Origin of the sequence: Fundicoccus culcitae (assembly GCF_024661895.1) — a bacterium.
GTDB classification, from domain to species: Bacteria; Bacillota; Bacilli; order Lactobacillales; family Aerococcaceae; genus Fundicoccus_A; species Fundicoccus_A culcitae.
Window position 1 is genome coordinate 1840620 of record NZ_CP102453.1, and the last position, 22664, is coordinate 1863283.

Below are 22664 nucleotides of genomic sequence, written 5' to 3' on the forward strand. Positions count from 1 at the left end.
TAAAATAGTTTTACACTGAAATATTGTACCATATATTTATCAAAAAGTACGAATGTTTGTTCGCACAAAAAAACAACCTAGCATAAACCAGGTTGTTTTAAAGATTACTTATTCTACTTAAAAGAAAGAATTATTGAGCTAATTCTGACCAGTCAGTTAATTCACCTAAGAAGATAGCACGAACGTTGTCTAAAGAAATTTCTTCTAAAGGATTGTCATTGTGTACAATGACAGCAATACCATCAAGAGCGATTGCATCAAATTGTAATACTTCTTTTTCCTCATCTGATAATTCACGTGAAGCCATACCTAAGTTTGCCGTACCGTTCATAGCAGCTTCCATACCAGCAGTTGATCCGTTAGAAGTAACGTTAACTGTTACATTAGGATTTAATGCTTGATATTCTTCAGCTAAAACTTCCATAACAGGCGTTACTGATGTAGATCCAACAACTTCAATTGTTCCTTCTAAACCAGCAGCTTCGTATGAAGGTAATTCAGTTGCAGCTTCTTCAGTTGCTTCTTCTTCAGTTGCTTCTTCTTCAGTTGCTTCTTCTTCAGTTGCTTCTCCATCAATTGCATCACCAGCAGGTGTTACTTGGATGTATCCTTCTCCTTCTACAATTGCTTGTCCTTCAGCAGAGTGGATGAAAGATAAGAAGTCTTGAGTAACTTCATCAAAGCTTTCTTCAGTCCAAGCTACGTTAAATGGACGTGAAATTGGATATTCACCAGCAAGGATTGCTTCAGGAGTAGCTTCAGCACCATCAACTAATAATGGTTTAACTGAATCATCTAAAGATCCTAAAGAAATGTATCCAATGGCTGCAGGGTCACCTGCTACTGTTTGCATAACACCATTTGTAGAGTTTTGGATAACTGCACTTACGCTAGTCATATCGTCGTCATTTTCATCAACTACACCAACGATTTCAACGAAAGCTCCACGAGTACCTGAACCATCTTCACGAGATACAACAGTAATTGGACCTTCTTGAGCTAATACAGAAACAGATGAAAGAGCTAAACCAGCAACAGCTAACATAGGTAAAACTTTGAATGATTTCTTCACTTAAAAATCTCTCCTTTAAATTTAAACTATAGTCTAAACAAAATACACGACAGATTGCAATACGGGAAAAGTAAGGAATCTTACTCACCGTATGCTTAAATTATACCATCCTATTGTGAATTTACTGTAAAGGTATTGTAAAGGTTGTGTAAATTTGTTAAGTTTTAAGAATTTATTGCTTTCAACATAACTTTCCCTCATTATAAATCAGTCAGAAATGTTAAAAATAATACTCATTTCCTTTGTCTATAACACTTAAAGATTCAAGTATTTTGCTATTTGAAAGTATCTACTTTAAGGTTGTCATCGAATCATAAGAATTAATAAAAAAGTTAGAAAAAACACACCTTTACAATGGATGTATTTTTTCTAACCTTTAAATAATTTAATTTAATTCGACTATGTCACCCGTGACAATATAAACAATTCGCTCACATATATTCGTCACATAATCACCAATACGTTCTAAACTTTGGGCAACATTGATATAGCTAACCCCTTGTTCAACAACTTCTGAATTATTAACCATACGTTGTTGTGATTCAATAAATACATCTCTTAATAATTCATCAACCAGTTCATCACGCTCAGCAATCTCACGGGCTGCTTCGGCATCTTTTTCAGCAAAGGCAGCAATTGTATCAGTAAGCATTGGTTGGATGATTTCACCCATCCGTTTAATTTTATTAGATAGCACTTCAACGTCTACTGCTTCAGTTTCTCTTCTAATAACGGCTCGCGCAATGGATACCGCATGATCTGCTATACGTTCAATATCAAGACTTGCATGAATAATCGCAAAAATTAAACGTAAATCTTCAGATACCGGTTGTTGTAAGACAATTAATCGATAGGCATCGCGTTCAATATCAACAGTTGACGCATTGATACGCAAATCATCACTAAATAATTCATGTGCTAATTCCTTATCAAATTCCGTGTAAGCTTTAATTGCTTTATGGACTGATTCATTTGCGGCATTGCCTAATTCAGCTAATTTTGTATGTAATGATTCGAGTTCTTGAGTATATTGTGTTCTCACAATTTTTTACCTCCCTGTATTTACAAGATGAATGTTAACCAAATCTACCTGAAATATAATCATTTGTTCTTTGATCGTTTGGATTACTAAAAATCTTTTCCGTATCATCAAATTCTATCACTTCACCCGTTAAAAAGAAAGCGGTTTTGTCTGAAATACGTGCTGCTTGTTGCATGTTATGCGTAACAATCACAACGGTATACTTTTGTTTTAATTCTTGGATTAAATCTTCGATTTTATTGGTTGAAATAGGGTCCAATGCAGATGTTGGCTCATCCATTAATAATACTTCTGGATTGTTCGCTATCGCACGTGCAATACAAATACGTTGTTGTTGACCACCAGAAATATCAGTCGCCTTTCTTTGCAGTTTATCCTTAACTTCATCCCAAATAGCTGCCCCGCGTAAACTTTCTTCAACAATGTGATCTAGTTCATGAGAATCTTTGATACCATGCGTCCTTGGACCATATGCAATATTATCATAAATGCTCTTAGGAAATGGATTAGGATGTTGAAACACCATTCCAACTCTTTTTCTTAAAATATTAACATCATAATCTTTGCTATAAATATCATCCGAATCTAAAGTAATTGTCCCATCAACTTTGGTTCCAGGAACTAAATCTTGCATTCTATTTAAAGTTTTAATGAAGGTTGATTTTCCACAACCTGAAGGTCCGATAAATGCTGTTACGATATTTTCTTCAATATCCATATTAATATTTTTTAATGCCTGAAAATCCCCATAATAAAAATCTAAATCCTTAATTTGCATTTTAATCTTAGACATGTTTATTTTCCTCCCGAACCGAGTTTATTACTTATATAGGTTGATAGTGCATTAATTAATAATACTAAGATAATTAACACCGTTGCCGTTGCATAAGCCTCATTAACATGAAACCCTTCATTGGACAAGACATACATGTGTACCGCTAATGTTCGACCTGAAGACATAAGACTCGTAATCATATTGCTGGATGAACCAAGAGTATATAGTAGAGCCGCTGATTCGCCGACAATTCTTCCGATAGCTAAAATAATTCCTGATAAAATCCCAGGCATCGCAACAGGTAGGACGACTGTGAAAATAGTTCTTAATTTACCTGCCCCTAAAGCTAGACTCCCCATTCTCAATGAATTATCTACGCTATGTAGCGCTTCTTCAGTTGAAGAAATAATAATCGGTAAGATCATAATGGTAATCGTTAAAATACCCGCTAAGTGTGAATAACCCCAGCCTAAACGAATTACGAAAAACAACATTCCAAACAAACCATAAACAATCGAAGGAACGGCAGCTAAAGTGTCCGTTGCAAGTCGAATAAGCGAAAGAAACCAACTGGATTGGTCAGTATATTCCACTAAATAGAAAGCCGTGAAAATACCAATTGGACCAGCAATTAAAAGTGAAATACCAACAATGATCAAGGTAGAAATAATAGACGGTGTCATCGATACATTATCCGTTGTATAATGCCATGAAAAAATCTCAGGCGTTAAATAAGGCACACCATTCCAAAGGATAAACCCAATAATGAAAGCTAACATACCTATTGTAAAGAAGGCAGCGGCCCAAACGATGAAACGGGTTAAAGAAAAGTTTTTCATTAGCTATCCTTACCTTTCGACTTAATCACCATGAAGATGGTATTGATAATAAGAATGAAAACAAAAAGAACGACTGCTGTTGCGATTAATGATTCACGGTGTCGACCAGAAGCATAGGCCATTTCTAATACGATATTCGTTGTTAAAGTACGCACGCCACTGTTGAGTCCCGTTGGTAGCGCTGGTTGATTTCCTGTAACTAGAATAACGGCCATTGTTTCACCAATTGCGCGTCCAATTCCTAAAATAACTGAAGATAAAATGCCGGATTTCGCTGCTGGAACAACAACGTTCATGACAGATCGTTCATGAGTCGCACCTAATCCCATACTAGCTTGGTAATAAGAAGCCGGCACCGCACGTATAGAAGCTTCTGACATACCGATAATTGTCGGAAGAATCATAATTCCCAATAATAAGGAAGCTGTTACCATATTCATCCCTGAACCACCCATTATATTTCTAAAGAAAGGAACAAATATTTGTAAAGCGAAGAAACCGTAAACGATAGAAGGGATAGCCGCCATTAAATTGATGGCCGGCTTCAGCCAACGATAAAGGGGTTTCGGACAAAAATATGCCATAAAAACCGCTGTTAAAATACCAATGGGTACACCAATTAAGATGGCTCCAAAAGTAACAATGACTGATCCAACAATCATTGGGAAAATACCAAATTGAGCATTGGTAGCACGTGGACGCCAAACTTGACCTAAAAGGAAATTGCCTAATCCTTCTTCAATGATAAAAGGGACGCCCCCTTCAAAAATGAAGTAGAATATCAAAATAATAGCAATGATCGATATCATAGCGCAAAACATAAAGACATACTTCATAATTGTTTCTGTCGAATTCCGTTGCATAATACTTCTCCTAACTAAATTAATTATAGTCATCTTTCAGTTAACATTGAGTCAATTTCATTCTACCTATACTTTGTAAATTTTATACCACGTTTTATGTAAAGATTTAAGAAATACATTTATTTATAAATGCTATTTGCACGCGCTTTCTGGATTGAAATCCTTCCCTTTGTTAAAATACGGTTAAATTAAGGCGGAATGTAAATTTAGTGTAAAGTTTATGTAAATTTGACGTTTAATAAGGTAAAAATACTTTAAAAGTTGAACCAACTCCGACTTGGCTTTCAACCTCTATTTTTCCATTCAATACCTTGACTAAATTCCTTACAATCGACAAGCCCAATCCTGTACCACCTGAATTTCGGCTACGCCCTTTATCCACACGATAAAACCGTTCAAAGATGCGTTCCTGATCATTTTCTGGAATTCCAATGCCATTATCCGTCACAGAAAATTGAACCCCTTTACGTTTACGACGGATTTTTATAATAATATCACTATTTTCTTCAGAATAATTAATGGCATTATCAATTAAATTTGTGAAAATCTGTTCAATACGATGCTGATCAGCTTTATACATCACTGCTTCATCCGCATCAATTGTTAAGCCGATTTTTTTGGCTTTTGCTTTAGCTAAGAAGAATTCAACACTGGCTTCGGCTGCATCCACTATATTAAATTCATTAACGGTCACAGGTATGGTTTGTTTTTCTACTCTAGATAACTCTAAAATATCATGGATAATTATTTCCAAACGATTACTTTCATTGGCAATAATTTCAACAAATTGGCGTGCTACTTTTGGGGTATCAATGGCACCAGCTAATAGCGTTTCAGCAAATCCCTTGATAGCCGTTACTGGTGTCCTTAATTCATGCGATGCATTCGCCACAAATTCTGTTCTAACGGTCTCTAAACGCCGTATTTCCGAAATATCATAAAGCAAAACCAAAATTGAATCATCATTTACGCCACTTCCTACCGAAAAAGGAACGATGTTTACATCGATATACTTCGAATTAGGCACAAACATTTCAATTTCATCTCGCAAAGATTCTCTATCTTGCATCACATGACGGATCATATTCGCCAACAAGTAACTTTTAATGTATGTTTCATAGGAACGACCTAACGCACTATCGTCTATTTTCAATAAAGATGCTGCTGCAGGATTAAATAATTCTATTTTACCTAATTCATCAATTACTAAGACCCCTAAATTAATATGATCTAGCATTAATGATAATTTTTGTTCACTAGCACTTAAAAAATTATGTTCTTTTTCTAAATGCTTCGATAAGGTTTCTACTTGCATACCTAAATTATCTATCGTCGAATAATTATCTTCTTCATAGGTAAACGTATAATCATTTTGCTTAATCCTGTTTAATCCATCACTTATATTTGCGATAGCCCGATCAGTCATTTGATAAAACTGTTTGTAAAAAGCAAAGACCAAACAGACTAAACTAACAACAAATAAAGCCATACCTATCCAAAACATTTGCCAATAACTTTTAAAATAATCGCTCGGATAGCGTAGCAATAACCATTGTTCTCCTTCAATCGGTGCAGCAACCCAAAGATAACCTTCCTTTACCCAACTAAAAGGATCGTTATTTGATTTTTGCTCCAAAATGGGTTCAAAAACACTTGGATTTAGACTTCCAATGGAAAAAGTACTCCACTCTAAATCAGGTAGACGGCTGGTTGATACTGTCGAAACATCATAAGAAGCCCCTTCAACCGAAGAAGCCCAAAAATGGGTAATATCTTCTTCAGTCAAAGCGGCTTGCGAATAATTAATAACCTTCACAGCTTCTGCTTCAGCTTGATTTTGTATCAAATAACGTACACTAAAATAGTACAAACTAGAAAATAATAAAACAAAAATAAATAACACACTTAATACAAACGATTGATTCTCAAACATGCGTTGTTTAATTTTTTTCATATTCCTCTGGCACCTCAAATTTATAGCCAAAACCTCTGACCGTTCGAATATACTGTGGATTTTTAGTGTTTTTTTCAATTTTTTCTCTTAAATGGCTAATATGTACATCAACAATACGGGTTTCACCGGCATAATCGAAATTCCAAATATTATTTAATAGTTGCTCACGACTTAAAATGCGACCTTTCCGCAGCGCCATATAAACTAATAATTCATACTCTTTGGGTGTAATCTCTATCGGAACCCCATCAACTAGAACCTCGTAACGATCGACATATATTTCCAATGCACCAAGTTTCATGACTTGGTTATCTTCTTGATCAATCGCTTCTAATTTGGTATTCGCTTCTAATAAGTCGGTAGTCGTTTCTTCCTCTGATTCCGATTCAGATAGGCCAATAACATTTTCAGTGTCACTCGTTTCCATCCGTCTAAATATCGCTTTAATCCGTGCTACGACTTCCCTTGGACTAAAAGGTTTTGTAAGATAATCATCTGCACCTAATTCAAGGCCAATAATCTTATCATACTCGTCATCTTTAGCCGTTAACATTAATATAGGCGTTGTGATATTATCTTGCCTCACACGCCGACAAACATCCATACCATCCATTTTTGGTAACATTATATCTAAAATGATAAAATCATACGGATTATCTTTAATCATTTTATAGGCTTGCTTACCATCTGTTGCTGTTTCAACCGAATAACCTGCTTGATCTAAGTTATACTCTAATAATGTTAAAATTGAAGGTTCATCATCAACTACTAAAATACGTTTCATATATTAGCCTCCACTCTTCTTCAAACCAAAGTCTCACTATATCTTATCATTTTCATATGAAAAGATATAGTGGTGCAGCCACTCCATGCAAAACCTTCTCTGTGATAGTTAGTTAAATTTTTAAAAATTGTTTCATTGAACGACGTGCACCAATCACACCTAAAAGGATGCCAATCACAAGCAGTCCAACACTTACGTAAGCCATCATTGGCCACACAGGGACTAGGTTTAGATTAACAATGCCTAATAATTCGCCTGGTGCGCGCAGGATAAAAGTGTACAGTCCATATAAGAATAAAGAAGCAAATAGGGCTCCAAATAATCCGATTAATGCTCCTTCAATCGCAAAAGGTGCGCGAATAAAACTATTTTTAGCACCTACTAATCGCATAATTTCAATTTCAGTTTGCCTTGCTGAAATAGTGGCCTTAATCGTATTCGATACTAATAATACCGCTATAACAATCAAAACAGCTGCTACTATGGCTAAAATATAACGACTCGTTTCAAGGATATTAACAATATTTTCCGTGTTAAAGCCACCATATTCAACATTATCAACTGAATCAAACTGGTTGATGGCTTGTGCCACACTAGCTAATTGATCAGGGTCTTCAATATTAACGACAAAAATATTATATAAAGGATTGGCATCCCCTTCAAACAACTCAAATTCGCTACCATAGTTTTCTATCAGACTGGCTAATTCTTCATCTTTTGTACGATAAGTGACACTTGTTACTTCGGGTATAGCTTCGATATTTTTTCGTAAAATATCTTCATCATCACTTTCCGCTAATAAATCAATATGTACACGAATCTGCAAACCTTGTTCTATATTTGTAGCTAATTGGTTCATATTGATTAATAAAACAGCCAATCCACCTACCATAATCAAGGTTAGCGTCATCGTTATTATGGAGGTGGTTGTCATCCATCCATTTCTAAAGAGGTTTCGAAAACCATCACGAATATGACGGAAAAAACTTCTAATCGCGCTCATTGTACGCCCCCTTATAGTCATCACGGATAATTTTGCCATCGTTTATACGAACGACACGATGTTTATATCGATTCACTAAGGTATCATTATGTGTCCCCATAATAATCGTGGTACCCGTCAAATTAATATCTTCTAAAACACGAAAAATATCATTAGCCGTTTCCGGGTCTAAATTCCCCGTCGGTTCATCGGCAATGAGTATGCTTGGTCGATTAGCCATAGCACGTGCAATCGCTACCCGTTGCATTTCACCACCGGATAACTCAGAGGGATATTGATGGATTTTATGTCTTAAATCAACTAGGGCTAGAACATCATTGACACGTTTTTTAATATCTTTTTTACTCTTACCCGTTACCTCTAAAGCATAGGCAACATTTTCATAAACATTTAATTTGGGTAATAGTTTGAAGTCTTGGAACACAACTCCGACATAACGTCTAAGATAAGGAACATCTTTTTCTTTCATATCTTGCAAAATATACTTTCCAACCGTTATTTTTCCAGAATTGGCTTTTTCTTCACGATAAATCAACTTCATTAAAGTCGATTTCCCCGAACCACTTGGCCCTACTAAATAAACAAACTCACCTTGTTCAATACGTAAACTAACATTATCTACGGCTTTGATTCCATTAGAATACTGTTTGACTACATTTGTAAATTGAATCATGTTAATGCTTTCTCCTATATTCATGTATAATTATATCTAATCATACGTTATTTTTACGCCAGACGCTATTCTAAAGAGATGACATTCTAATTACGATTATTCATCGTTTGATTGAATAGACCATTTTAAATAAGCATCAATAAAACCATTCAAATCTCCATCCATCACAGCCTGTACTTGACCCACTTCATACTGTGTTCGATGATCTTTTACCATAGAATACGGGTGGAAAACATATGACCTAATCTGTGAACCCCAAGCAATCTCCTTTTGATCCCCTTTTACTTCGGCTAATTCAGTCGCTTTTTTCTCTTCCTCTAATTGATACAGTTTAGCTTTTAACATTTTCATTGCTTGTTCTCTATTTTGTAACTGCGATCGTTGCGACTGACTTTGGGTCACGATTCCTGTTGGAATATGGGTAATCCTTACAGCGGAAGACGTTTTATTAATATGTTGTCCCCCTGCACCACTCGCTCGAAAAGTATCAATCCGTAAATCATCTGGATTTACATCAACCTCAACGGTATCATCTAGAACGGGTGTAACTTCTACAGACGCAAAAGACGTATGACGTCTACTATTTGAATCAAAGGGCGAAATTCTTACTAAGCGATGAATGCCTTTTTCTGATTTTAAATAACCATAAGCGTATTGACCACTAATGGATAAGGTCGCACTTTTAATGCCCGCTTCTTCACCTTCATTATAGTCAATTATTTCGACTGTAAAACCTTGCTGTTCAGCCCATCTTTGGTACATACGCAACAACATACTACCCCAATCTTGCGATTCTGTTCCACCAGCACCCGGATGAATTTCTAAAATGGCATCATTGGCATCGTGTGGCCCTGACAACAAAAGTTTGGTCTCATAATTCGATAATTGATCGCTCAAGCGTTGAATGTTTTCTTCGAGTTCACTTAATATATCCTCATCTTTAGACTCATTATATAATTCTATGCCCAAGTTAATTTCATCGACTCTTTCCGTCATTGTTTCAAATTCTTGGTAGGTAGCTTTGGCTTGATTCAAATCTTTCATCACTTTTTGAGCCGCTTCATTATCGTCCCAAAATCCGCTTTGAGCCATCTGATATTCATAATTTGCAATATCCGCTTCTATCGCATCTAAGTCAAAGAGCCCTCCGATAACTGTCAACTTGCTCACTTGCTTCTTCAATAAACTGTTTCATTTCATAAAATTCCATAATAAATATCTCCTTATTTTATCTTTTAAAGCCCTTAGATTAACGGTAAAAAAACTGTTCACAAATCAAATGATTGGAACAGTTCTATTACAGTTTCTTAAGCCGTTGGTACTGGACGTTTTGCTGGTCTTGGGTTCGATTGATTAACTTGTTCACGTTCTACATTTTGACGAATTTGTGCTTTCATGACAAAACGTGTGACATCTTGTTCAATCGCCGCAATCATTTCTTGGAAACGATCATAACCTTCTGTTTGATATTCAGTCAATGGGTTTGTTTGAGCATAGGCTCTTAAACCAACACCTTGGCGTAAATTATCCATCATATCGATATGGTCTGTCCATTTACTGTCCACCACTTTAAGAATAATTACTTTTTCAAACTCCATGACTTGTTCAGGTCCGTTTAACTGTCCAATTTTTTCATCATAAGCTGCTTCAGTAATACTATACAAATAATCCGTTAATTCGTCGGCATTTTTGTTTTCTAAATCCGCTAAAGTAATCGAATCAGGTGAAACCAAATTAGCTTTAGCATAATCGAGGAGGCTTTCTAATTGCCAGTTTTTCTTTTCACCTTCAGTCGCATAAGCTACTTGACGCGAAATAGTTCGTTTAATCATCGCTTTAACATAAGGTGTTAATGATTCTTTACTAGTAATCACTTCAAGTCGTTGGCCATAAATTACTTCACGTTGTTCACGCATAACTTCATCATACTCTAAGACGTTTTTACGGGTGTCATAGTTATTACCTTCAACCCGTTTTTGCGCTGATTCTACTTGACGTGATAACATTTTACTTTGAATAGCTAAATCATCTTCAGAGTCATCTTCATTCAACTTTTGCCATACTGCTTGAATTCTATCTGAACCAAAACGGCGCATTAAATCATCTTCTAATGATAGATAAAATTGAGATGCACCTGGGTCACCTTGACGTCCAGCCCGTCCACGTAATTGATTATCAATCCGACGTGATTCATGACGCTCCGTCCCAATCACACATAGTCCACCACGTTCTACAACACCACTACCTAATTTAATATCCGTCCCACGACCAGCCATGTTAGTGGCAATCGTTACGGCACCCCGTTGACCAGCTTGCATAATAATCTCAGCTTCTTTAAAGTGGTTTTTAGCATTTAAGACTTCGTGTGGAATACCTTCTTTAGTTAACAAACGTGATAGATATTCAGAGGTTTCAACTGCCACCGTCCCCACCAATAAGGGTTGTCCTTGTTCATGACGACGTTTAATATCTTCTACAACCGCCTTAAACTTAGATTTCAAGTTTGGATACAACAAATCGGCTGCGTCTTCTCGAATAACAGGACGGTTAGTTGGAATCTGAATAACGTTCATGTTATAAATTTCACGGAATTCTTCCTCTTCCGTTTTTGCTGTACCCGTCATCCCAGCTAATTTTTTATACATACGGAAATAATTTTGGAAGGTAATGGTTGCCATTGTTTTAGATTCATTTTCAATCTTTACGCCTTCTTTTGCTTCAATCGCTTGGTGTAGACCATCAGAATAGCGACGACCTTCCATAATACGACCTGTAAAGCCATCCACGATTTTCACTTGACCTTCATCCACTACATAATCAATATCATGAATCATAATATAATTCGCCCGTAAGGCTTGATCAATATGGTGAACCAAGGCCGTATGTTCAGGTTCATACAAGTTTTCTAAGCGAAAGACACGTTCAGCTTTATCAACACCTGTATCGGTTAAAGCAATTGTTTTCGAAGATAAATCAATGGTGTAATCTTCTTCTTCTTTTAAGCCTTTAGCAAAATAATCCGCACGCGTATACAAGGCAGTGGATTTTCCAGCTTGACCTGAAATAATCAAAGGCGTTCTTGCTTCATCGACTAAGATGGAATCCACCTCATCGACAACCGCAAAATTCAAAGGACGTTGCACCATTTGATGTTGGTATACCACCATGTTATCTCTTAAATAGTCAAAGCCTAATTCATTATTCGTGCTGTATGTAATGTCACAATTATAAGCCTCGCGTTTTTGCGCTGGGGTCATTGAATTAAGATTCAAGCCTACGGTTAAACCTAAGAAACGATAAATTTCACCCATTTCTTTTGAGTCACGTGTTGCTAGGTAATCGTTAACAGTTACCACATGGACCCCTTTACCGGCAAGGGCATTTAAATATACCGGCATGGTTTCAGTTAAGGTTTTCCCTTCACCTGTTTTCATCTCTGCAATATTACCATCGTGAATGACAACCCCACCTTGGATTTGAACTTTATATGGAAATAACCCTGTAACACGGCGGGCTGCTTCACGCACTACCGCAAAAGCTTCAACAAGAATATCATCCAGTGTTTGACCCTTTGCAAGTTTGTTTTTTAATTCAGTTGTCATAGCTCTTAGCTGTTCATCTGTCATATCTTTGAATGTTGGTTCCATAGCCATCACTTCATCTGCTATTTTCCCTGTCCGTTTTAACTCAGCTTTATCATTTTCGATTAAATTACGAAGGATGTTAGCCATCTATCAATTACTCCTTTTTAGTGCGTCAGCACCTGTTGATTATTCGTTGTTCATTCAAGTAAATAAACCTCATTTTACATTGTATCATTTATTTATACTAATTTGAATGTTTTTATACTTATATATTTCATCAAATTGCATTCGATCAAATTATTCGTTGTCCTTTTTCTTAGGGCATAAAACTTTTATTGGCTTGGGCATGCAAAAAAAGGCAGGTTTCCCTGCCTTTAGCTGAAAAGTAAAATTAATTGGAAGTTGTTTCAATCAAACCATAGCGACCATCTTTACGACGATAGACAATACTGATATCCATCGTTTCAGCGTCCGTATAAATAAAAAAGTCATGCCCTAACATGTTCATTTGTAACACTGCTTCTTCACTATCCATTGGTTTGAGGTTGATTCGTTTTGAACGCACGATCTCTAATTCAGGTTCAGTAGTAGCTGTTGTGGTTGGTGCTTGGTTAGCCGCTTCAGCTGCTTCTAAGTTGGCACCATTTGAAATACCTGAATAACCCTTTTCACGCGATTTACGATTAATTTTTGTTTTATATTTTCTAACTTGACGCTCAAGTTTATCCACTACAAAATCAATACTTGCATATAAGTCTGGGGTTGTTTCTTCCGCACGCAAGACCAAGAAAGACAGTGGGATAGTCACTTCAGCTTTGGCTGTTTTATCTGGGTAAACCTTTAAATTGACGTAAGCCGTTGCATCAGGTACATCTTCGAAAAAGCGCTCAAGTTTGGCCACCTTTTTCTCTGCATAATCCCGAATCGCTTTGGTTACCTCAATATTTTCCCCACGAACGTTATAAGTAAACATATAAATCCCTCATTTCCAATATATTTTTGGTAGTGCCATATTGAGTAGAGGTACCATCTATCTAATAATGTTAATTCAAAGGACATTATAATTAATTCTATCGCTCGCACATTATCAATCAACGAGTACACCTATTCTAATAAGGTACTACCAGGATTCAAAAAGCACTTTCCTTTGCTTTTATTAATTATAGCACAAATTTTGATAACTGAAAACGTAAACACTCAATTAATCAAAACTTGATTTTTTTCTATCAAAAATTTAATCTAACATTTGATGATGCGCTAAGGTGAGCGATTCTACTAAGGCGTCACTTTCACCCGCAATTAAAGCAAGTCTTAATAAATTTTTAGCTTGTAACAGGGTAGCGCCCGTTGTATACACATCATCAAAAATAAGGTATTTACTTTGATTAAAAACAAAATCAGATTTAATCTGAAATGATTGACCTAGCTGTATCCTCTCGTCACGGGCTTTTTTCGCTTGTTTACGACCATCTCCAATATAATCAAACGGTTCACTAAAAGCTATCCCAGCCTCCATCAATAAGATCGCTGTACTATGAAAACCTCTTTCATGAATACTCTCTGGTGAACTCGGCAAGATTATCCATGCATAATCTTCATACTGCAAATAAATTTCGCTCAGCGTATCAACCATTATTTTAGCTAAACGTACATCCCCATGATATTTCAAGCGACTTAACCATTCACTAAATACCTCATCATACTGAAAGATAGCTTGATGGGCTAAAATGGCTTCGGGATAGGTTTGAAGCCAACGAAAACAGTCATAACAATAGGTATATTTATTAGTTTTATCATCCATTGAACGACCGCACCCTTGGCAAGCTGAATCCGACCGCGTTAATCTTTGAAATTGATTCAGACATTTTGAACAAAATAGCGGAAAGGACAAGGGAGACAAGCCAATCAATTGTTTCCAAGTTAAATCATGTTGCATCTGACGTTGACACGAATAACATAATGAATCACTCATACGTAATCAAGCCTTGTTCGTTTGCTAACTGATTCATCTGACGAATTTGCTGTCTAGCCTGTAACATCTTTTGATTAATTCCAAAGTGTCCAAAAATTAATTGTCCTGTTGGATAATCGGCACGACGTCCGACACGTCCACTCATCTGAACTAAAGCAGCTCTTGAATACATGGGGCTTTCGCTCCCAATGATACAGACATGGCAATTGCTAAACGTTACCCCGCGTTCTAGGATCGTTGTGACAATTAGACCTTCATATTCGCCAGAACGTAAGGCCGCAATTTTTTCTTTACGTTGAGGATCCAAAGCATGCACACACGCTAAACGAATAGTCGAAAAATCATTGGTTAACCAAGCATATAAGCGTTCCGCTAATTTAATATTTGGCATAAAGACTAATTTTATTCCATCAATTATCAGAAAAGAGGTTAACAGTCGCCATAAGTAGGAATATTTATTTTGGTTTTCGATAGTTTGTTTCCAATGACCAATCCATTTAAAAATGGGTTCAGGTAAGGGATAGCCATGATAACGCGCCGGTAAAGTCGTCACCTCTAAGGCCGCATCCTCGATTAAAATTTCCAAGGCTTCATCGGGTGTGGCCGTTAAATAAATTCTTTTACCCTCTTTTTTTACAGCCTGTTCCACCGCATAATGGAGCATATCACTGCCAGCATAAGGATAAGCATCTACTTCATCAACAATCAACAAATCAAAAGCTTCTTTAAAGCGCAATAATTGATGCGTCGTCGCAATCACTAAAGGTGTATAACGATATCCTTCCTCCATCCCGCCATATAAAACTACCACGTCAATTGTTTGAAACGCTTCTTGAAAACGTGGGTACAATTCAATGCATACATCAATCCGCGGACTTGCTACGCCAACACGACCGCCTTGCATTAACACTTCGTTAATTACAGGAAAAATCATTTCGGTTTTACCTGCGCCCGTTACGGCATGCACTAAAATCGGTTTGGACTTATTATTTAAACTATCAATTAAAGCTTGCGCTGCCCGTGCTTGTTCCTTCGATAAGGTCCCTGGCCAACTTAAATAAGCTTGATTTGAGGCAACCCGTTCTCTTGCATTACTTGGAAAATGATACAGCCACATACCTTGTGTCATGCGTCCCATTTGAATGCACTCTAAACAATAATATTTGCTGGGTATAGCTTGATAAGCAGGTAATAGGGCAAAGCGTTCGAACTGATGATTATTACACCGTACACAATAGGGTAACTGATCTTTAATTTGGACAGCTTCATAAGCTAGACCATATTTTAAAAGCTCAGTTAAATTCGCCTCGGATTTTTTTGCATGGATCAAATACTTAATATTTTGTTCCGTCACCAACCGCCCCTCTAACTCTTGCAAGATACTTCCTACGTCTTTTCTAATTTCATCCATAAAAATCAACCGCCTTTTTTAGTTCTATTAATAAATACACTAAAAAAGCTCAATTCCACTTTTTAAAATAAATATTTCTGTTTTTTTAATTTTTGCTAGCTTCTTAAAATCAACCAACAAAAAAATCCGTCGTTTGTTGTACAAAGGACGGATTTTTATATTTAAGTATCTTCTTAAAAAACATCATTTAGAAGTGTATTTTTTGACAGCTGGAACAACTTTTGTTCCCAACAAATCAATGGTACGTTTTATATTATCCATTGAAACACCACCGAAATCAATTTGGCCGACATAGCGATCCATACCAAATAATTCATGTTGGTACAACAGTTTTTCAATCACTAAATCTGGATCACCGACATTAATAATACTACGGGCATCTTGTCCTTGGGCAAATAAGCCTTTAGGGAAGCCGCTGCCATTAGTCAATTTCATACCTTCATTAATATGTGGGTAATATTCTTGATACGCTTGTTTGCTATCTTCACGCACATATAAAAAGCCTGCCGTAGCTACCGGTAGTATACTTGAATCAAACCCTTCGTTTTCGGCAGCATCGCGATAAATATCAATGGTCTGCTTGAACGAATCAGCTGCCCCACCTAAATGCGCTTGATACATTGGTACCCCTAAAGTGCCTGCTTTATAGGCTGAACTATGGGAGCCGCCAACGGCACGCCAAATGGGCAAGCCTTGAGAAGGGTTATCTGGGCGAGGAATAATTTCAGCATCGTTGAGCGGTGCCCGAAATTCGCCTTCCCAGTTTACAACAGCGTTTTCATTAATTTCTAAAAGTAACTGAAAACGCTCTTCAAACAGCGTTTCATAATCTTGTAAATCATAGCCAAGCAATTCATACAGGCCGATTCGTGAAGCACGTCCCGCGATAAGTTCCATACGACCATCAGAAATTAAATCAATTGTCGCCGCATCTTCGAAAACACGCACTGGGTCACTAGTACTAATGATCGTTGCCCCTGATGCAATTTTAATTTTACTGGTCGCTTGGGCTATGGCAGATAAAATAATTAAATGTGCCTGTGAAATAAAGTTTTCTTGATGTGATTCACCTACTTGAAACAAATCCAAGCCTGCTTGTTCAGCCAGTTGAGCCATTTCAATCAGGTCTTTTATCCGTTGTTTAGCAGAAATACGTTCTCCTGATAGCGGATGGGCGATATGATCACCCAAGGTATATAAACCAATTTCAAGGCCTTTTTGCTTGTCTATTTGAGGCAGTACATGGGGGTTCGGTCTTACCATACTTTTTCCTCCTTTATCAATCTCATCTAATAATTATTCGTTAGCTATAGTATACCTAATTTAATGTGAAAGATACATTTTTTCAGCAATTTTCCTTGCCCTATCCTAACGATCAATTAGACAGGACAAGGAAAAAGTAAATCCGATTAAATACTCCTCATCAACGAAAATTTCTACTTAATTTTCGGGAGTGATTAAGGTCTCTAAACGAGGTATTAAAGCCATTCCTCTTGCGCCAGCACCGATATGTGTTCCAATCACGGGTCCAATTGAGCCTACTAGAAAACTGACTTCAGGACCTAACTTACTTTTTGTTTTATTCAATACTTGCATGACCTGTTCTTCCGCTTGAGCGTGGGCAAAGGCTAAAACAAAACCTTTTGGATGTGCTTCATTATATGCCATAATTAACGCTTCCCAACGCTGATAAACTTTTTTCGTACTACGGATTTTCTCAAACAACACAATTTTACCTTCTTGGTCAAAATATAATAATGGCTTTATCTGCAAAACATTACCAAAGAAAGCACTTGTGCTACTGAGCCGTCCGCCTTTTGAAAGATTATTTAAGTCTTCTACCATTAAATAAATCTGTGCCTCTTCAACGGCTAATAGTAATCCTTCAACAATCACCTCAGGGCTATATCCTTTACTTAATAGATCGTGCGTTTGACTGACAAGGCTTTCTAAAACAACACTTGAACCTTTTGAATCAATGCAATACGTTTGGATTCTATCTTCAAATTCTTTTAATACCATTTGCGCTTGTTGAAATGTTCCACTAATGGCTGATGCTAAATGGATACTGATTACCGCCTCATAATGTTGAGCGACCAGGTTTTCCATAATTTGATAATATTCGCCAACTTGTGGTTGGGACGTTGTTGGCAATTGTTTCTCGCTTTTTAACCGCTTATAAAATTCACTAATAATTTCGGGATTGCTTGCGTCTTGGTAAGTTGTCCCATCGGCAAAATTGACGGATAAATTCACTTGAAAAATATTTGGCTTCGTAGCTAGGGTAGGTGATAAATAAGATGTGCTATCAACGATAATTGCTACCTTCATCATTCACACTCCTCTCATTCTAGTCTATAATAATGAATTATAACAAATTTATGCGTGAAAGTCTTAACAATTTACTAAAGTCACGCTTTCTTATAATTTTTGTTAAAATATAACTATGATAATATCCTTAATTAATCTAGAAAGTAGATGAAAACATGCACAACTATATCAGTATCAAAGATCCTTTTCAAAATACCCTAGAGATTAAAAAATCCACATTTATTACTTACCTTTATCCCATATTTAACGCTGAAGCATTTGATGATATTTATTCGCAATTAAAAAAAGAACATTATAAGGCCAATCATTTATGTTACGCTTATATTTTGGGAAATGATTCAATGGTTCAGCGCATGAGCGACGACGGCGAACCAAGTGGGACGGCTGGAATCCCCATGCTTGAGGTATTGAAACGAAGACAATTAACCAATATCGCCGCCATAACCGTCCGTTATTTTGGTGGTATCAAACTTGGAGCTAGCGGTTTGATTCGGGCATACTCAAGTAGTGTTAGCGAAGCATTAAAGCTTGTTGACTTAATCCAAAACATTGACCAACAAATCGTCGAAATCGTCCTCCATTACGCACAAAATGATGCCTTTATTTATTTTATTAACAACAGCCAAGAATCCGTGACTATCCTAGACACACAATATACCGACAAAGTCACCTATACATTGGCCTTAAATTTAGAAGCGGTTGAAAGCTTTCAACAATCACTGATTGAACGTTTAAACAATCAGTTCGAATGGACCAATAAGGAAATTCAAACGGTCGATATACCCTACCAAGATCCTATGGATTGAGTAGGTTAGTGAATTATTTTAGTTATTTATTATCCGAATTTTTATTGGACAACATATACATACCTAAGAACATGGCGAAGATCATCAAAAGCGTTACAATCGCCCATAGCCAACGATAAGACGGCAATAAGTTTGCTAAAATGGCTACCCCAGAAAATAGCAAGGTAATGGAAATCATCAAACCAACGATTTTCTTTTCACTAAGACCTAGTTTAAGCAAACGATGGTGAATATGTTCTTGATCCGCTTCAGTAACAGGTTGTCCATTGACCATGCGACGCAAAAAGGCGTATACAAAATCAAAAATCGGTACAGCGTATAAGGTGACCGGAACAATCAACGAATAAAAACTAGCATTTTTTAAATTGGTCACGGTTAAGGTTGCATACATGAACCCAATAAACAACGCACCCGTATCGCCCAAATAAATTTTAGCTGGCGCCCAATTATGCGGTAAAAAACCTAAAATGGCTGCTAGCAATAACAAAATCATAAAAAGAAAGGTCATTCGAATAGATAAACTAAAAAAATAAGTAATAATCGCTAACGATAGTAAGCTAGTAGCTGTAACACTACTAGCTAATCCATCTAAACCATCTAATAAGTTAATGGAATTTGTCACTAAATAAATCCACACAATGGTTGCAATATATGAAACAAGATTGAAAACGGCTGGTGAGGCTACCGGTAATAAAGCTGAAGAGAATTCAACATCCGTAAAAAAATAAACAATATTGGCTGCTAGTAGAATGCCAAAGGTTTTTTTCAGTGGACTCAATTCATACACATCATCAATCAAACCTGTAATAACAATCACAATAGATGCTAGCAGTAAACTTAAATGTTCTGCCGAATAGAGTAAATTTGGAAATAAAACAAAAACACCTATCCAGAAACTTAAAAATATAGCAATTCCTCCAAAGCTAGGGATACGCAATTGACTATCCTTTATTTGATGCGGATCCTTGTCAAACCATTGATAACGATAAGCTAACTTTGTAATTATTAATGTAAATACATAGGATAAGATACTGGTTAGAAGTAAAACCGCAAAACTACGAGCATAAAACCCCATTATTTATCTCACTTTCTATCTCATTTTACTCAAGCCAAAAGGTATCATATACGGTAATCGGTAAATGTCGTTTATGCCGTGTTTTTAAATACCAATCTTCAATTTTTTGAGCCTCTAATTCATCAACTTCGTTCCCCGTTAAATAAGCATCAATACTTGCATAGGATACTCCTAGAGCTAGCTCGTCTGGTAATTGGGGTTTATCTTCTTCTAAATCAGCGGTAGGTGTTTTTAAATAGAGTTTTTCAGGAGCATTTAAAGCTTTTAATAATTCGGCCCCTTGGCTCTTGGTTAAACGCCACAAAGGTATAACATCCGCCGCTCCATCGCCAAATTTAGTATAAAAACCCGTAACACTTTCAGCAGCATGATCGGTCCCAATCACAACACCAGCCGTTTGCCCTGCAATGGCATACTGAACAATCATCCGTTGGCGCGCCTTAATATTACCCTTATTATAATCACTAATGACTAATTGATTGCCTTCAACCGCTGCAACCACCGCATCGGTGGCAGGTTTAATATCGACCGTATACGATTGATCAGGTTGAATAAAAGCCAAAGCCTCTTGAGCATCCGACTCATCTTTTTGTACCCCATACGGTAATCTCACTGCGATAAATTGATAATCAACCGCTGTTTCTTCACGCAATTCTTCGACAGCTAATTGAGCCAATCTACCTGCCAAGGTAGAGTCTTGACCCCCGCTTATCCCAAGCACCAGTGTTTTTAATCCTTGATGTTTTAATAAATATCCCTTTAAAAACTGAATGGAACGACGGATCTCTGCTTGAGGATCGATTACGGGTAAAACTTTTAACGCTTCAATAATTTCTTTTTGCAAAGGTCGCATAAGTAGTTACCTCTCCCTAAAAATGATTATTTTCATTAACATCAATATCATTTTGAATTTTGTCGCGGATTGATTTAATACTAGCCATTTTTTCATCATATAACCGTTGTGATAGATCGACTGGATACTGTTCTGGATTTAAAATCCGTTTGTATTCATCCCATAAATCTTGAATAACCGTCGCCGTATAAGCTTTGATTGTCTTTAAATCGGGCTTATCATAGACTAGTTCTCCGTCTTTAAAAATATCCACCAGAATCGGTTTAGCCGTATAATCCGTCACCGTTTTATTAATATACGTATGGGTCGGGTGGAACATAAAGAGCGAATCTTGTAAATCGGGTCTTTCATCAGACAAGGCTACATAGTCACCTTCAGATTTCCCGTCTCGATTACGTGTAATACGCCAAACTTGTTTAACACCAGGGGTGGACATTTTAGACGCATTGCTCGAAATTTTCATCGTCGGGACCATTTCACCTTTACTATTTTCAATGCTGACTAATTTATACACGCCACCTAAAGATGCTTGGTCAAAGGCGGTTATAATTTTCGTACCCACGCCCCAATCATCAATTTTGGCCCCTTGCATAATCAAGTTTAAAATGGTTAGTTCATCCAAATCATTCGAAGCAATAATATGCGCCTCTGTAAAACCTGCTTCATCCAATTGTTCTCTAATTCGTTTAGATTGATAAGCCATATCCCCCGAATCAATGCGTACCCCAATAAAATTAATTTTATCGCCCATTTCTTTGGCAACTCGAATCGCATTCGGTACTCCCGAGCGTAAAGTATCATAGGTATCAACTAAAAAGACCACATCTTTATGTGTTTCAGCATAGGCTTTAAAGGCTTGGTATTCATCGCGGTAAGCTTGTACTAATGAATGTGCATGGGTTCCACTGACTGGAATACCAAATAATTTACCTGCCCGCACATTGCTAGTCGAATCAAACCCACCAATATAAGCGGCACGTGTCCCCCAAATAGCCGCATCCATCTCTTGCGCACGACGTGAACCAAACTCGGATAATTTATCATCCTTGCCAACCACTTGTCGCATGCGTGAGGCTTTGGTAGCAATTAATGTTTGATAATTGACGATATTAAGGATAGCTGTTTCAACAAGTTGACATTGCCCCAGCGGACCTTCCACTTGAATTAAAGGTTCATTAGCAAAACACAGTTCCCCTTCCACCATTGAACGAATCGAAGCCGTAAATTTGAAATGCTTCAAGTAATCCAAAAATTCTTCTGAGTAAATATCCAACTCTCTAAGGTAAGCTAAATCGGTTTCTGTAAATCGAAAAGATTGGATATATTGGATAACGCGCTCTAAACCAGCAAAAATTGCATAACCATTATTAAAAGGATTTTCTCTGAAGTAGACTTCAAACACCGCATTGCGATTATCAATCCCTTTCTCCCAATATGTCTTTAACATATTAATTTGGTATAGATCGGTATGTAAAGATAGGCTATCGTCTGCATAATTGTACATTGACTATTCTCCTTAAACATAAAATATTTAAATCCAGTTTTTAAGTTGCATTTATTGTACCATAAAACCGCTTAAAAGCCGTACTCTATCAGCAAAAAAATACTTAGTTAAATAAAAAAACAT

Annotated in this window: 20 protein-coding genes; 1 reads left to right on the top strand and 19 read right to left on the bottom strand. The window is 36.8% G+C overall.

The genetic code is table 11. The annotated features are described in order from the left end of the window. Positions 1-130: 130 nt before the first annotated feature. The 16 genes from NRE15_RS08325 to NRE15_RS08400 all read right to left on the bottom strand — a co-directional run bounded on the left by NRE15_RS08325 (position 131) and on the right by NRE15_RS08400 (position 18303). Positions 131-1072 (bottom strand): substrate-binding domain-containing protein, encoded by a 942-nt coding sequence (locus NRE15_RS08325; protein ID WP_313792432.1) that lies wholly within the window; start codon positions 1070-1072, stop codon positions 131-133. A gap of 385 nt (positions 1073-1457) precedes the next feature. Next, positions 1458-2114, bottom strand: coding sequence for a phosphate signaling complex protein PhoU (phoU, locus tag NRE15_RS08330; protein ID WP_313792433.1), 657 nt, complete (start codon positions 2112-2114; stop codon positions 1458-1460). Between the two features lie 34 nt (positions 2115-2148). Beyond that, positions 2149-2892, bottom strand: a complete 744-nt coding sequence (pstB, locus tag NRE15_RS08335) for a phosphate ABC transporter ATP-binding protein PstB (RefSeq protein ID WP_313794974.1) — start codon at positions 2890-2892, stop codon at positions 2149-2151. A 17-nt stretch (positions 2893-2909) separates the two neighbouring features. Beyond that, positions 2910-3728 (bottom strand): phosphate ABC transporter permease PstA, encoded by an 819-nt coding sequence (gene pstA, locus NRE15_RS08340; RefSeq protein WP_313792434.1) that lies wholly within the window; start codon positions 3726-3728, stop codon positions 2910-2912. Beyond that, positions 3728-4591, bottom strand: coding sequence for a phosphate ABC transporter permease subunit PstC (pstC, locus tag NRE15_RS08345; RefSeq protein WP_313792435.1), 864 nt, complete (start codon positions 4589-4591; stop codon positions 3728-3730). The genes pstA and pstC overlap by 1 nt, the downstream gene beginning before the upstream one ends. A 235-nt stretch (positions 4592-4826) precedes the next feature. Further along, complete coding sequence (pnpS, locus tag NRE15_RS08350; protein ID WP_313792436.1) at positions 4827-6545, bottom strand: two-component system histidine kinase PnpS; 1719 nt, start codon at positions 6543-6545, stop codon at positions 4827-4829. Then, positions 6532-7329, bottom strand: coding sequence for a response regulator transcription factor (locus tag NRE15_RS08355; protein WP_313792437.1), 798 nt, complete (start codon positions 7327-7329; stop codon positions 6532-6534). Before NRE15_RS08355 ends, pnpS begins: the two co-directional genes overlap by 14 nt. Before the next feature lie 112 nt (positions 7330-7441). Further along, positions 7442-8332: a permease-like cell division protein FtsX gene (gene ftsX, locus NRE15_RS08360; protein WP_313792438.1), complete on the bottom strand. Its 891-nt coding sequence runs from the start codon at positions 8330-8332 to the stop codon at positions 7442-7444. Next, positions 8319-9005: a cell division ATP-binding protein FtsE gene (ftsE, locus tag NRE15_RS08365; RefSeq protein WP_313792439.1), complete on the bottom strand. Its 687-nt coding sequence runs from the start codon at positions 9003-9005 to the stop codon at positions 8319-8321. The genes ftsX and ftsE overlap by 14 nt, the downstream gene beginning before the upstream one ends. Positions 9006-9101: 96 nt before the next feature. Beyond that, a protein-coding gene (gene prfB, locus NRE15_RS08370; protein WP_313792440.1) for a peptide chain release factor 2 occupies positions 9102-10215 on the bottom strand; the annotation gives its coding sequence in 2 pieces (ribosomal slippage) (positions 9102-10151 and positions 10153-10215; 1113 coding nt in all). Positions 10216-10312: 97 nt separating this feature from the next. Next, the gene (gene secA, locus NRE15_RS08375) at positions 10313-12736 is read right to left on the bottom strand and encodes a preprotein translocase subunit SecA (protein ID WP_313792441.1); all 2424 of its coding nucleotides are present in this window, start codon (positions 12734-12736) and stop codon (positions 10313-10315) included. A 244-nt stretch (positions 12737-12980) separates the two neighbouring features. Beyond that, a complete protein-coding gene (hpf, locus tag NRE15_RS08380) occupies positions 12981-13562 on the bottom strand; it encodes a ribosome hibernation-promoting factor, HPF/YfiA family (RefSeq protein ID WP_313792442.1) in 582 nt (193 codons plus the stop codon). 261 nt (positions 13563-13823) lie between these two features. Further along, positions 13824-14390: a ComF family protein gene (locus tag NRE15_RS08385; RefSeq protein WP_313792443.1), complete on the bottom strand. Its 567-nt coding sequence runs from the start codon at positions 14388-14390 to the stop codon at positions 13824-13826. Positions 14391-14553: 163 nt separating this feature from the next. Further along, positions 14554-15972, bottom strand: a complete 1419-nt coding sequence (locus NRE15_RS08390) for a DEAD/DEAH box helicase (RefSeq protein WP_313792444.1) — start codon at positions 15970-15972, stop codon at positions 14554-14556. A 183-nt stretch (positions 15973-16155) separates the two neighbouring features. Further along, positions 16156-17235 (bottom strand): LLM class flavin-dependent oxidoreductase, encoded by a 1080-nt coding sequence (locus tag NRE15_RS08395; protein ID WP_313792445.1) that lies wholly within the window; start codon positions 17233-17235, stop codon positions 16156-16158. A gap of 177 nt (positions 17236-17412) precedes the next feature. Then, entirely contained in the window at positions 17413-18303 is an 891-nt protein-coding gene (locus NRE15_RS08400) for a DegV family protein (protein WP_313792446.1), read from the bottom strand. Between the two features lie 155 nt (positions 18304-18458). On the opposite strand from NRE15_RS08400, the gene NRE15_RS08405 reads away from it, so the two are divergent. Next, the gene (locus NRE15_RS08405) at positions 18459-19109 is read left to right on the top strand and encodes a YigZ family protein (protein ID WP_313792447.1); all 651 of its coding nucleotides are present in this window, start codon (positions 18459-18461) and stop codon (positions 19107-19109) included. 22 nt (positions 19110-19131) lie between these two features. On the opposite strand, the gene NRE15_RS08410 is transcribed toward NRE15_RS08405, so the two are convergent. Genes NRE15_RS08410 through NRE15_RS08420 form a run of 3 tightly spaced genes read right to left on the bottom strand, consistent with a single transcriptional unit; the run spans position 19132 to position 22541 of the window. Beyond that, positions 19132-20184: an MraY family glycosyltransferase gene (locus NRE15_RS08410; protein WP_313792448.1), complete on the bottom strand. Its 1053-nt coding sequence runs from the start codon at positions 20182-20184 to the stop codon at positions 19132-19134. Between the two features lie 25 nt (positions 20185-20209). Further along, positions 20210-21037: an ammonia-dependent NAD(+) synthetase gene (gene nadE, locus NRE15_RS08415; protein ID WP_313792449.1), complete on the bottom strand. Its 828-nt coding sequence runs from the start codon at positions 21035-21037 to the stop codon at positions 20210-20212. Positions 21038-21053: 16 nt separating this feature from the next. After that, positions 21054-22541 (bottom strand): nicotinate phosphoribosyltransferase, encoded by a 1488-nt coding sequence (locus NRE15_RS08420; RefSeq protein WP_313792450.1) that lies wholly within the window; start codon positions 22539-22541, stop codon positions 21054-21056. Positions 22542-22664: the final 123 nt, after the last annotated feature.

Coding starts and splice junctions, on each gene's coding strand:
- pstB (WP_313794974.1), bottom strand. CDS start 2,892: ATGCAAATTAAGGATTTAGATTTTTATTATGGGGATTTTCAGGCATTA.
- pstA (WP_313792434.1), bottom strand. CDS start 3,728: ATGAAAAACTTTTCTTTAACCCGTTTCATCGTTTGGGCCGCTGCCTTC.
- pstC (WP_313792435.1), bottom strand. CDS start 4,591: ATGCAACGGAATTCGACAGAAACAATTATGAAGTATGTCTTTATGTTT.
- pnpS (WP_313792436.1), bottom strand. CDS start 6,545: ATGAAAAAAATTAAACAACGCATGTTTGAGAATCAATCGTTTGTATTA.
- NRE15_RS08355 (WP_313792437.1), bottom strand. CDS start 7,329: ATGAAACGTATTTTAGTAGTTGATGATGAACCTTCAATTTTAACATTA.
- ftsX (WP_313792438.1), bottom strand. CDS start 8,332: ATGAGCGCGATTAGAAGTTTTTTCCGTCATATTCGTGATGGTTTTCGA.
- ftsE (WP_313792439.1), bottom strand. CDS start 9,005: ATGATTCAATTTACAAATGTAGTCAAACAGTATTCTAATGGAATCAAA.
- secA (WP_313792441.1), bottom strand. CDS start 12,736: ATGGCTAACATCCTTCGTAATTTAATCGAAAATGATAAAGCTGAGTTA.
- hpf (WP_313792442.1), bottom strand. CDS start 13,562: ATGTTTACTTATAACGTTCGTGGGGAAAATATTGAGGTAACCAAAGCG.
- NRE15_RS08385 (WP_313792443.1), bottom strand. CDS start 14,390: ATGGATGATAAAACTAATAAATATACCTATTGTTATGACTGTTTTCGT.
- NRE15_RS08390 (WP_313792444.1), bottom strand. CDS start 15,972: ATGGATGAAATTAGAAAAGACGTAGGAAGTATCTTGCAAGAGTTAGAG.
- NRE15_RS08395 (WP_313792445.1), bottom strand. CDS start 17,235: ATGGTAAGACCGAACCCCCATGTACTGCCTCAAATAGACAAGCAAAAA.
- NRE15_RS08400 (WP_313792446.1), bottom strand. CDS start 18,303: ATGAAGGTAGCAATTATCGTTGATAGCACATCTTATTTATCACCTACC.
- NRE15_RS08405 (WP_313792447.1), top strand. CDS start 18,459: ATGCACAACTATATCAGTATCAAAGATCCTTTTCAAAATACCCTAGAG.
- NRE15_RS08410 (WP_313792448.1), bottom strand. CDS start 20,184: ATGGGGTTTTATGCTCGTAGTTTTGCGGTTTTACTTCTAACCAGTATC.
- nadE (WP_313792449.1), bottom strand. CDS start 21,037: ATGCGACCTTTGCAAAAAGAAATTATTGAAGCGTTAAAAGTTTTACCC.
- NRE15_RS08420 (WP_313792450.1), bottom strand. CDS start 22,541: ATGTACAATTATGCAGACGATAGCCTATCTTTACATACCGATCTATAC.